Source organism: Janthinobacterium kumbetense (genome assembly GCF_023703445.1).
GTDB lineage: Bacteria > Pseudomonadota > Gammaproteobacteria > Burkholderiales > Burkholderiaceae_D > Janthinobacterium > Janthinobacterium kumbetense.
The window spans coordinates 784,817-796,766 of record NZ_JAMQGR010000001.1 but is presented as its reverse complement, the minus strand read 5'-3'; the positions used below and the strand labels follow the sequence as shown (position 1 = coordinate 796,766).

The 11,950-nt window shown below is 64.0% G+C and carries 9 protein-coding genes; 3 read left to right on the top strand and 6 right to left on the bottom strand.

Translation table 11 applies throughout. From position 1 onward, the window contains the following. Window positions 1-21: 21 nt before the first annotated feature. From NCG91_RS03490 to queE, 6 genes are all read right to left on the bottom strand, one after another. A complete protein-coding gene (locus tag NCG91_RS03490; protein WP_251348585.1) occupies window positions 22-939 on the bottom strand; it encodes an alpha/beta fold hydrolase in 918 nt (305 codons plus the stop codon). A 163-nt stretch (window positions 940-1,102) separates the two neighbouring features. Beyond that, window positions 1,103-2,257: a hemin-degrading factor gene (locus tag NCG91_RS03485; RefSeq protein ID WP_251348584.1), complete on the bottom strand. Its 1,155-nt coding sequence runs from the start codon at window positions 2,255-2,257 to the stop codon at window positions 1,103-1,105. 61 nt (window positions 2,258-2,318) lie between these two features. Beyond that, a complete protein-coding gene (locus tag NCG91_RS03480; RefSeq protein ID WP_251348583.1) occupies window positions 2,319-4,682 on the bottom strand; it encodes a TonB-dependent hemoglobin/transferrin/lactoferrin family receptor in 2,364 nt (787 codons plus the stop codon). Between the two features lie 245 nt (window positions 4,683-4,927). Continuing rightward, complete coding sequence (tadA, locus tag NCG91_RS03475; protein WP_251348582.1) at window positions 4,928-5,437, bottom strand: tRNA adenosine(34) deaminase TadA; 510 nt, start codon at window positions 5,435-5,437, stop codon at window positions 4,928-4,930. Continuing rightward, window positions 5,430-5,876 carry a 6-carboxytetrahydropterin synthase QueD gene (gene queD / locus NCG91_RS03470; RefSeq protein WP_034755997.1) on the bottom strand — a complete coding sequence of 149 codons (447 nt, stop codon included), beginning with the start codon at window positions 5,874-5,876 and terminating at the stop codon, window positions 5,430-5,432. The genes tadA and queD overlap by 8 nt, the downstream gene beginning before the upstream one ends. Before the next feature lie 10 nt (window positions 5,877-5,886). Beyond that, the gene (queE, locus tag NCG91_RS03465; protein ID WP_034785949.1) at window positions 5,887-6,522 is read right to left on the bottom strand and encodes a 7-carboxy-7-deazaguanine synthase; all 636 of its coding nucleotides are present in this window, start codon (window positions 6,520-6,522) and stop codon (window positions 5,887-5,889) included. Between the two features lie 282 nt (window positions 6,523-6,804). Here queE and NCG91_RS03460 point away from each other — a divergent pair, with 282 nt between their 5' ends. The 3 genes from NCG91_RS03460 (at window position 6,805) to NCG91_RS03450 (ending at window position 11,924) form a co-directional block, all read left to right on the top strand. Beyond that, window positions 6,805-7,710, top strand: coding sequence for a sensor histidine kinase (locus tag NCG91_RS03460; RefSeq protein ID WP_251348581.1), 906 nt, complete (start codon window positions 6,805-6,807; stop codon window positions 7,708-7,710). 101 nt (window positions 7,711-7,811) lie between these two features. Further along, on the top strand, window positions 7,812-8,798 hold the full coding sequence (locus NCG91_RS03455; protein WP_251348580.1) for a sensor domain-containing diguanylate cyclase: 987 nt from the start codon (window positions 7,812-7,814) through the stop codon (window positions 8,796-8,798). 249 nt (window positions 8,799-9,047) lie between these two features. After that, the gene (locus tag NCG91_RS03450; RefSeq protein ID WP_251348579.1) at window positions 9,048-11,924 is read left to right on the top strand and encodes a M16 family metallopeptidase; all 2,877 of its coding nucleotides are present in this window, start codon (window positions 9,048-9,050) and stop codon (window positions 11,922-11,924) included. The last annotated feature ends 26 nt before the right edge of the window (window positions 11,925-11,950 follow it).

Genomic DNA, 11,950 nt, shown 5'->3' with positions numbered 1-11,950 from the left:
CAAGTGGTGGGCGCGCCTGGCTCAAGCTGGCTGGGAGCGCATCTGGGGCGCCATCTTACCTTGCAGATGCACATCGATCAAGGCGAGCAGGCGCTCGATCAGCTGGGGCGGCATGTCGTGCCCCATGCCTTCGATCACTTCCAGCCGGGCGCCGGGGATCAGCGCCGCCGTATCGATGCCGCAGGCGACGGGGATCAAGGGGTCGGCCGCGCCATGGATCACCAGCGCCGGACAACTGATGCTTGGCAGCAAGGCCGTGCGCTCGCCCGAGGCGGCGATCGCCACCATTTGCCGCGCCACGCCTTCGGGGCAACTGCCCCGCTGCAGTGCCGCTTCGATACGCTGGTACAGCAGTTTTTCCGACACGGGATAAGCGGGACTGCCGATCACGCGCACGGTGGCGGCCATGTGCGCCATCAGTTCGGCGCGGCTGGCGTTGCGTTTCGGGCGTTGCAGCAGCGCATTGCGCGCGGCCCGCGTGGGGCCGGGCAAGCCGCGCCGGCCGCTGCTCGACATGATGGAGGTCAGGCTGAGCACCTGCAGCGGCGCGCGCGCCGCCATCACTTGCGCGATCATGCCGCCCATCGACACGCCGATCACGTGCGCCTGGGCAATCCGCAGGGACGCCAGCAAGCCCAGCGCGTCGTCCGCCATGTCATCGAGGGTGTAGGAAGTCTTGAGGGGCCAGCCCAGCAGGTTTTTCACGTAGGCCAGCGGCAGATACGGCTTGCCCGCCAGCGCCATCTTGCTCGACAGGCCGCTGTCGCGGTTGTCGAAACGCACGACCCGGTAGCCTTGCTCGACGATGCCTTCGACGAAGTCCGCCGGCCAGGCAATCAGTTGCATGCCCAGGCCCATGACCAGCAGCACGCACGGGTCATCGGGGTTGCCGTGGCTCTCATAAGCTATGTTGAGGCCGTTCGCCATGATGGTTGCCATGATTGCCTCTCTTCAGGAACCAGCACGCAGGCACGATCGCTGCGGCCTTGCAATCAGCATACCACTATTGTGCTTCAGACATGAGACCGGCACGCGGTACACAAGCTGAAGTGTTGCCGCGCCGGTACGGCGCGCGGCAACCGTGCAGAATCATCGCTACTGCTTACTTGGCCTTCGGCAAGGAATCGGCCAGGTCCACCCAGCTTTGCGGCTGCGGTTTGCCGCGCTCGCGCACGCCGAAGAAGGAGACCACTTGCGTGCCGTCGTTGTCGAAGAACTCGACGGAAGTGACGCCGCCGCGCTTGACGATCCAGCCGCTGCGCAGGGCCGTGTCGCGGATGTGCAGGTTGAAGTCCGGGTCCAGCACGTTGAAGAAGCCGCCGGCGGCCATGGTTTTCCCGATCTTGCCGCTGTAGATCTGCGTCAAGCCTTCATTGCCCAGGAACACCATGATGGCGACCTTGTCCTTGGCCGCGTTTTCCAGCAGGGTGCGCAGCGCCGCTGGCGTCACGCGCTCGACCACGCCGGCCGGCGCCAGGCGCAGGGCCTGTTCGCGCGACAGGTGGAATTCGCGCATGATTTGCGCAAACTGGTGCACGTCCGTCATGTCTTTCCAGGCCAGCTGGAATTCCTTGACGTCGATCTCGGCATCCGGCTTTTCCGCCGCTTTCGGCGCCACGGCCAGCACGTTCAGCTCCGCGCTTTGCTGGGGCATGCGGAAGGTGGCCACCAATTTATCGTAGACGGCCACGCCAGGCTCATTGCGCAGGTAGATCTTGTGCACGGCCGTGCCGTTGGCGTCGAAGAATTGCAGGCTGCGCGTCGGCTTGCCATCGCGGCCTGCTTGTTCTACCGCAAATGCGTATTTCCAGTTTTCAAAGTGGAAACGCAGGTCGATCTGGCCGCCCAGGTAACCGCCGGCGATATTGCGCTGGCGCGCTTGCGTTTCCGGGTCCTTGGTGTCGGCCTGCTCGGATTTGTCGCCCGCCTGCTTGAATTTGCTGGCGACGCCCGTCGTTTCGATGACGCCGTTTTCATTGCGCGTGATCGCTTGCACGATGCCCAGGTCCAGCGCGGCGCGCATGATTTCGCGCGGCTGGTTGCCGTCGGCCTGCAGGCGCGTGACGCCCTTGCCGATGTTGGTTGCCAGCAATTGCGCTTCGGATACACCCAGCGCGCGCGCCGCGTCGCGGATCTGCAGCTTCGGCTGCTCCGTGCGCAAGGTGAACCAGCGTTCCGCCAAAGTGGCTGGGGCCGCATATGCGTTTGCGATCAGCAGGCTGCCTAGCAGGGATAGAACGAGTTTGGATAACTTCATAGAGAGACCATTCAATCAAACATGGAAAAAAAGAGGGGCAAGCACCCCTCCCCGGTAAAAATCAATAGTTGACGCTGAGGCTGGCGGCGACGTTGCGGCCCGGCTTGGCGTAGCGCTCGATCTCCAGGCGGCTGGCAGCCGTGGTGCCGGCGGCCAGGCTGCGCGCGGCGGCGTAATCCCAGTACTTGCGATCCGTCAAGTTGTACACGCCGACGATGATCTTGGCGTTCTTGTGCACGTTCCAGTAGGTCGACAGGTCGAAGATGGTGTACGACGGCACCTTGAAGAGCGGCGCGGTCCCGCCCATCAGCAAATCGTTCGGCGCCTGTTTCTCGCCGGCATGCAGCGCCGTCAGTTCCAGGCCGAACAACTTGTTCGTATGGTCATAGCCGAAGGTCAGCGCCGTCTTGGCCGGCGCCACCGAGGCCAAGCCGCCGCTCTCGCCCGTCAGGGTATTGAAGGAGCGGCCCTTGGCCACGCCCGTGGCCAGGTCGACGCGGTAGCCCTGCATGGCCGGCAACCAGGTTCCCAGCTCCGCGCGCAGGCTCAGCTCGGCGCCCCAGGTGCGCGCATTGCCAATGTTTTCCGGACGGAACAGGCCCAGGGTGAGGGTCGGGTAATTCACCGGATCCAGCTCTTGCGCCACGTACTCGATCATGTTCTTGTACTCCGTCTGGTAGACGGACGCCTGCATGCTCAAGCCCCTGGTCACGTCGCCTTTCAGCCCCAGTTCATATGCCTTGCTGGTTTCCTTGCCCAGATTCGGATTGCCCAGCACGGCATAGCCATTGCCCGTGCCCGTATAGCTGATGGAATCATAGGTACCCGTGCGTTCGATCGCCGTCGGCAGGCGCGTGCCGCGCGTGAACGTGGCGTAGGCTTGCATTTGCGGCAGCACTTCCACGGACAGGCTCAGGCTCGGCGTGAAGTAGGAATCGCTCTCCTTGCGCACTTCCTTGGCCGCATTCGGCACGCCGATCAGGTAGTTCTGCAGGTTTTTCGGCTCCAGCTTGCGGTAGTCGGCACGCAGGCCCGGCGTCAGCACGGCTTTCTTGCCGCCCAGGTCGAAACTGAGGTCGTCGCGCACGTACAGGGCCAGCTTGGTGGCATCCATGTCGGCCATGCGGTTCTTGCGCGTGATCTGGTGCTCGCCCGTGGCGATGAGGGTGCGGTCTTCCATCCAGGGCCGGCGCGATTTGGCCTGTTCCAGCTGCACGCCGTACAGCAGCGCGTTGTCCGCATTGAGCTGCTTGAACGCTTCCGAGCTCAGGCCGATGCTGTCATTCTTGAAGCTGGTGTCGATGGCGCGCTGGGAGTTGCCGCGGTAAACATAGCGGCCCTTGCTCTTGTCCTCGATCTTCGCATTCTGCAGGTAGACTTTCGAGGTCAGGCGGTCGAACAGGGCGAAATCCTTCAGCACCACCTCGTGGCCCAGGCTGACGCGGGTGCGCTTGGTGGTGGAATCCTGCTGCACGCCGTCCGGGTACATGGCGCTGACTTTATTGTTGAGGTCGCGCTTGTTCTTGCGTTCGAACATGTCGACCGTCAAGTCCAGCTTTTGTTCGCCCGGCAAGGCCCACACCAGCTTCGACAGCAAGGCGTTCGAATGCCAGTCATCCGGGTTGACGGTGGCGCTGCCGCGGCTGTCCAGCTGCTCGCCATCGCGGTGCACGTACACGGCCAGGCCTTGCAGATTGGCGCCGATCTTGGCGGCGCCCGTCAGGGTATGCGCATTGCTGCGGTCCACCGTGGCGCGGCCGTATTTATACGCCACGTAATGGTCCACCCCTTCGCCCAGGTAATCTTCGGGCGACTTGGTGATGAAGGCCACGCCGCCGCCCAGGCCGGGATTGGCGCCGCTGACGGCCGTCGTGCCCGAATCGATGCGCACTTCGCGGAAAGTTTCTGGATCAAAATAATCGCGGCCCATGCCGAAGGCGTTCATGTTAGTGCTGTCCGGCTTGGGTGCCGCGTCGGGCAGGGAAATGCCGTCGAGTTCCAGGCTGACCCGGTTGCCTTCCAGGCCGCGGATGTTGTAACCGGTATTGCCCGCGCCATCCCACATGCCGCCGCCGCCCGAGGCCGCCATTGACGTGCTGATCAGCGGCTGATAGCGCACGACGCCGGCCATGTCCGTCACGTTGCGGCGCTCCAGGTCATCGCTGCGGATCACCGTCTTGGTGCCCGCGCGGCGCTCGTAATCCTGTTTGGCGTTCACGACGATTTCCGGGAAGACAGGCAGCTTGGCCGGTTCCTGCGCGGCCGTGCCTGCATTGATGGCGGCGTTTTGCGCGGCCACGGGCAGCAGCGGCGCGGCGAACAGGCCCAGCAAGGCTGCGCGCAGCACCAGGTTATGGCGGCGGACAGGCAGGTGAGCTGGGGATACGACGGGTGCAGCGAGGCGCTGCGTAGGCACAGTAGTCATGATGATCCGGTGGAAGAGTAAAGGCTGGCTCTTGAACCCGGATCGATAACGAAAGTGTTAACGATGCATAAGGAAAGTTTGCTGGCGAAAACAATACTGTAACACGAATCATTCTCATTTGAGAATGGCAAAGTGGTCTAGACAGATGTTATTTCGCAACAGTTATGAAAAATGCCAGCCGGGGTGGCTGGCATGGCTGGCACGCGGGACAAGGCCGTGGCGGCCCTGCCCTGTCTGGGGCGAAATCAGGCCGGAGGATGGGCCAGCTTGCGCGCTTCCGCCTGCGCGCGGCGGCGCTCGGCAAAGAAACGCTTGAGGAAAGCGCCGCACTCATCGGCCAGCACGCCGCCAGCGATGGCCGTCTGGTGGTTCAGCGCCGGCTGTTCGAACAGATTCAGCACGGAACCGCAGGCGCCCGTCTTCGGGTCGCCCGCGCCGTACACGACGCGCGCCAGGCGCGCATGCAGCATGGCGCCCGAGCACATCACGCACGGTTCCAGCGTCACGTACAGCTCGCAGCCGGGCAAGCGGTAGTTGCCCAGTTTTTCGGCGGCCGCGCGCAAGGCCATGACTTCCGCGTGCGCCGTGGGGTCGTGGCGGCCGATGGGCTGGTTGTAGCCGACGGCGATGACTACCCCATCCTTGACGACGACGGCGCCGACGGGCACTTCGCCCAGGTCCCATGCGTGCTGGGCCTGTTCCAGGGCCAGCTGCATGTAGCGCGCGTCCTGCGCGCTAGCGTGCGTTTCAGTCATCGGTCACTTCTGCCCAGCAATTCGGCGTTTCATGCAGCACCAGCTTATGCAGGTGCAAGCCCGTGCCGAAATGGTCGGTAAATGCGGCCTTGAGGATGTCGAAGGCGATGCGCGCCAGGTTTTCCACGGTCGGAATGCGGTCGATGACGACGGTTTTATGGTCGGGCAGGCTGGCCAGGAAGTCGCGCACGGCCGTATCTTTTTCGTAGACGAGGAAGGCGTGGTCCCACACATCGACCAGGTGCTGCTTGGCCAGGGTTTTCACGTCGGAAAAGTCCATGATCATGCCATTGTCGGAATTGCCTTCCGCTTCGATGACCTTGCCGACCAGGGTGATTTCCACCGTGTAGCGGTGGCCGTGCAGGTTGCGGCACTGGCTTTTGTGGTCGGGAATGCGGTGGCCCGCGTCGAATTCGAGCTTGCGTGTGATAGTCAGCATATTATTTGTTTTAAGGGATTTGCAGGAGTTTATGGGTTTGCAGGCTCAGCTTCCACTTCGGGTTGCTTTTGCATGTTTCGATGGCCAGCTTCATGTTGTGCGCGGCCAGGGGGCCGTCCATCGCCTGCACGAAGAAGTTCTCGAAGTCCAGTTGTTCGTAGGCGGCCAGGTCTTGCTGGAACTGGGGAATGACCACCTTGATTTCATTGCCTTTGTGCACCACCAGGGTGGAACCCATCTTCGGGCTGACGCAGATCCAGTCCACGCCGGCCGGCACGGGCAAGGTGCCATTGGTTTCGATGGCGATGGTAAAGCCCACCGCGTGCATGGCGTCGATCAGGGCCGTGTCCAGTTGCAGCAGCGGTTCGCCGCCCGTAAACACCACGTATTTGCTGGGCGCGTAGCTGGCGGGCCACAGGCTGTCGATCAGCGCGGCCAATTCCTGCGGCGTCTTGAACTTGCCGCCCAGTTCGCCGTCCGTGCCGACGAAATCCGTGTCGCAGAACTGGCACACGGCCGTGGCGCGGTCGCTTTCGCGGCCCGTCCACAGGTTGCAGCCGGAAAAGCGGCAAAACACGGCCGGACGGCCCGCGTGCGCACCTTCGCCCTGCAGGGTATAAAAAATCTCTTTGATGCTATAAGTCACTGTATTTCCTAAGAGCTGGCTGGCGTCATCGCGCAGGGCGAACGCATCGGGGCTGGCGCGTGGCGCCGTTACCGCAAAAGCCGATTGACAACCCTCTATTATATGCCGCCGCGACACTTCCCGTGCAAATGCCGTGCCCGCCGCCTGCCGCTGCGGCGTCCGGGGCCGGAAATCGACATGGGCAGGCATAACTGCGCGGCTTTTGCGTTTAGACAATGTAAATGATCTCAAGTTAATATATTTTCTGTAAGAACATTGCCTGATGGAAAACATTGAGGGAGCATGGACATGCTGCGACGCTGGCTACGCCCGCCGTACCGCCTGAGTATTCTGGCCTGCCTGGCGGCGGCCGCACTCGCGGCCCTGCACGCCGGCCATGCCGCCGGGCCGATGCAGCCGGCCGGCACGCCCTCCCCCTTGATGCTGGCCTGTGCCGTGCTGCTCGGTGCGCTGGCGCTGCTGCTGTGGCGCCAGCACCGCCTGGCGCTGCGCCTGCAGGCACTGGAACAGTTGCGCGCGGAGGCGGAACAGGCGCGCCTGGCCGGCGAACAGCACAAGGCGCGCGCGCAGGAACGCCTGCGCATCGGGCGCGACATCCACGACGACCTGGGCCAGCATCTGCTGACCCTGAAAATCGACCTGGCCATGCTGCAGACCAGCACGCACGACGCCGCCCCCTTGCTGGCGCGCCAACTGGCCATGATGGCGCGCAATATCGACCTCAGCATCGCGGCGCTGCGCTGCGTCATCCACGACCTGCGCCCGCCCGCCCTCGACGCGGGCCTGCAAGCGGCGTGCGACGGCTTGCTGGCCGATTTCAAGCGCATCACGGGCATCGCTTGCAGCTGCGACTACCGGCTCGACGCCGCCGCCGGCAGCGCGCACGGCCCCCTGCTGTATCACGTGCTGCAGGAAGCGCTGGCGAACATCGCCCGCCATGCGCGCGCCACGCATGTCCAGCTGAGCCTGCTGCAAGCGGGAGCCACCCTGGCATGCCGCATCAGCGATGACGGCGTCGGGCTGTCGGGCTCGCCACCGCGCCTCGGCTGCGGCCTGTCCGGCATGCATGAGCGCGTGGCCGCCGCCGGCGGCAGCCTGCACATCGAAAGCCGCAGCGGCGCCGGCACCACCTTGCGCCTGTCCCTGCCGCTGGCCGCCTGCGAGGAGGCGCCCCTGCTGCACGACTGATCGTGGCGCCATAAATATTGCTCAATATCAACACCTTCCGCCCCGCTGCGCTGCATCATGGCCAACGAGCCAGCCCCATTCACCCCAAGAAAGATGCTTACATGCCGGATAGCCATGCTCATGCCAGCGCATCGCCCTGCGATGCAGCCCAGGGTTTTGCCGTCAAGATGATGGAATTGCTGGTGGTGCCCACCTTTGTCCTCGACGTGCATGGCCAGGTCATGATCTGGAACCGCGCCTGCGAGCAGCTGACGGGCGTGCCGGCGGCCGAAGTGCTGCGCACGCGCGAGCCGGGCCGCTGCTTCTACAACGACGAGCGCCCCACCCTGGCCGACCTGCTGCTGGCCGGGCGCGGCGGCGACATGCGCGCGCTGCACGCCCAGCAGCAATACCGCAGCAGCACGGGCGGCAATCTGTGCGCGGAAAACTGGTGCGACATGCCGCGCACGGGGCGGCGGCGCTACCTGGCCGTCGATGCCAGTCCCATCTATGGCAATCACGACGAGCTGATCGCCGTCGTCGAAACCCTGCGCGACATGACGGATGAAAAACGCGCGCACGTGGAACTGGAACGCCTGGCCACGCGCGACGGCCTGACGGGCCTGGCAAACCGGCGCTGCTTCGACGACACCATCCTGGCCGAGTGGCAGCGGGCCCAGCGGCAGGGCCAGCCCCTGTCGCTGCTGATGGTCGACGTCGACAATTTCAAGGAATACAACGACAGCCACGGCCACCAGGGCGGCGACCTGTGCCTGCGCAAGGTGGCCGGCGCCGTGGCCAGCGAAATGCGCACGAACGACCTGGTGGCCCGCTATGGCGGCGAGGAATTTGCCGTGATCCTGCCAAACCAGTCGCTCAAGGGCGCGGCCATCGTGGCCGAACGCATCCGCCAGCGCGTGGAGCGGCTGCAACTGCCGCGCAAGCGTCCGGACGGCGCCTGCGTCACCGTCAGCATCGGCGCCGCCACGGCCCTGCCCGGCCCCGGCACGGAACTGGGACAGCTGATCCACACGGCCGACTGCGCCCTGTACCGCGCCAAGCACCTGGGCCGCAACCGCATCAGCCTGCCGGAAACGACGCTCACGTAGGCAGCCAGGACATCGCACGCGGCGACGTGGTATCCGAAGAAGACTCCCTGTCCCGCCTCGACCAGGATTGACATGACGCCGTGCACGACGTCGTGCACATCCGCATGCTCCTGCCCACCAAACGCGACTTCCTCGCCCACTTGACGGCGCGCATCCTGCGGCCCGACTGTTAGCCCCTATGCAGGGCGGCACGAATATTCTATGCTGCGGCGTTGCACTTTCATAACATCCAAAAAAGAAGGAGCCTTCGTGTCAAGAATCATGCCCGCTTTATTACCCGCTTTCGCCCTGGCCCTGTCGGCCATGGCCGCGTCGAACCTGGGCGCCGCGCCCGTCAAACCGGCCGCCGCCCATGGCGCCGCGGCCAGCAAGGCCGATCTGCTGCCATTCAAGGCGACGGAAAAGACCTTGCCCAACGGCTTGAAGATCATCATCGTGCCGACCGGCTTCCCGAACCTGGTCTCGCTGCAGATTCCCGTGCAGACGGGTTCGCGCAACGAAGTCGAGCCGGGCAAGTCCGGTTTCGCCCACTTCTTCGAGCACATGATGTTCCGCGGCACCAAGGCTTATCCGCCCGAGAAATACCAGGAAGTCATCACCCGCGCCGGCGCGCGCCAGAACGCGTATACGAGCGACGACTTGACCAATTACCACACGACGTTTGCCAAGCAAGACCTGGAAACCGTGCTGAAGGTGGAAGCGGACCGCTTCCAGCACCTCGATTACGCGGAAGACGCGTTCAAGACGGAATCGCGGGCCGTGCTGGGCGAGTACAACAAGAACAGCGCCAATCCCGTGTCGAAACTGTTTGAAGTGATGCGCGACAGCGCCTACACGACGCATACCTACAAGCACACGACGATGGGCTTCATCCAGGACATCGAGGACATGCCGAACCAGTACGCGTATTCGAAGATCTTCTTCGACCGCTGGTACCGTCCCGAGCGCACCACCATCATCATCGCCGGTGACGTGGAGCCGCAGCAAGCGATCGCGCTGGTGGAAAAATACTGGAGCAGCTGGCAGCGCGGCAAGCAGCAGGCGGCCGTGCCCGTGGAACCAAAACCGCACGGCCCCGTCTACAAGCATGTGGCCTGGCCCACGCCGACCCTGCCGTGGGTGGCCGTGGGCTTCCACGCACCCGCGTTTTCCGTGAAGGACAAGGACCAGGCGGCGCTGGCCACCCTGCTGTCGCTGTCGTTCGGCCGCACCTCTCCCCTGTATAAACGCCTGGTGCAGAACGAACAGAAGGTCGACCAGTTGTTCGACATGACGCCGGACCGGGTCGACCCGACCCTGGCCGTGATCGGCGCGCGCGTGAAGAACATCGACGACGCCGTCTACGTGCGCGACGCCATTCTGGCCACCGTGGCGCAGCTGCGCGACACGCCCGTCAGCGAGAAAGACCTGGCGGACGCCAAGTCGGCGGAAAAATACGGCTTGATCCGCTCGCTCGACAACACGGAACAGATCGCCGGCACCCTGGCGTCCTTCGTGCATTTCGACCGCTCGTATGCCACCATCAACCAGTACTACCGCCTGATCGATACGCTCACGCCGGCCGACCTGCAGGCGGCCGCGCGCAAATACCTGACGGACGAGGGTCTGGTGGTGACGACCCTGTCGCACCAGCCGATGGCAGCCGCCATCGCCGCCACGCCAACGCTGGCCAGCCGGCTGCCGGCCGCCCCGACCGCGAAGTTCGACGTGCTGGTGCAAAAGTCGGCGCTGCCGCAAATCCGCTACAAGCTGCTGTTTACGGCAGGTTCCGCGCAAGACCCGCAAGGCAAGGAAGGCCTGGCCGCGCTGACGGCGTCCATGGTAGCGTCCGGTGGTTCGTCCGAGCGCAAGATCGACGAAGTCAACCAGGCCCTGTTCCCGCTGGCCGGCAGTTTCAGCCAGCAGACGGACAAGGAAATGACGACGTTTACGGGTTCCATCCACCGGGATAACTGGACCCAGTTCAACGCCATCGCCCTGCCGCTGCTGCTCTCGCCCGGTTTTCGCGAAGACGACTTCCGCCGCCTGAAGGATGCGCAAAAGAACGCGCTGCTGCTGGACCTGAAGGACAATAACGAAGAGGAATTCGCCAAGGAACGCCTGCAAACGAATGTGTATGCGGGCACGCCGTACGGCCACCCCGTGCTGGGCACGGTCGCCGGCATCGACGCCATCACCCTCGACGACGTGAAACAGTTCTGGAAGAGCGCGTATGCGCAAGGCGCCGTCAAGGTCGGCATTTCCGGCGACGTGTCGGACGCCATGACGGCCTCGCTGACGCAGGCGCTGGCAAGCTTGCCGGCCGGCCCCGGCTTGCCCGCCACCGTGAAACCCGCGGGCCGCAAGGCGCAGGGACTGGAAGTGGAAATCATCGAGAAAAACACGCGCGCCACGGCCATTTCCTTCGGCTTGCCGCTGGACGTGACGCGCACGCACCCGGACTTCCCCGCCCTGTGGCTGGCGAAGACGTGGCTGGGCGAGCACCGCGCCTCGAATTCCTACCTGTACCAGCGCATCCGTGAAATCCGCGGCATGAACTATGGCGATTACGCATACATCGAAGCCTTCCCGCGCGGCATGTACCAGTTCTTCCCGAACCCGAACCTGGGCCGCAAGGCGCAGCTGTTCGAAATCTGGATCCGCCCCGTGGCGCCGGACAACGCCCATTTCGCCCTGCGCGTGGCACTGACGGAACTGGGCAAGCTGGTCGACAACGGCTTGACGCAGGACGATTTCGCCACCACGCGCGACTACCTGATGAAGAACGTCTTCGTCATGACGTCGACGCAGGACCAGCAACTCGGTTATGCGCTCGATTCGCAATGGTATGGCACGCCGGAATTTACCAAGCTGATGCGTGATGGCTTGTCGAAACTGACGCTGGCCGACGTCAACCGCGCCATCCAGCAGCACCTGTCGGCGAAGAACCTGTCCGTGGTGATCGTCGCCAAGGATGCGGCCGGCTTGAAGGATAAGCTCGTCAGCGACGCGTTCTCTCCCATCAAGTACGACGGCAACAAGCCGCAGGCGCTGCTCGATGAAGACAAGGTCATCGGCGCGATGAAGCTGGACATCAAGCCGGCGGCCGTCACCGTCACGCCGGCGGCACAGGCCTTCGCCAGGTAAGTTTGTGCCAGATCAACCTCGTCCGA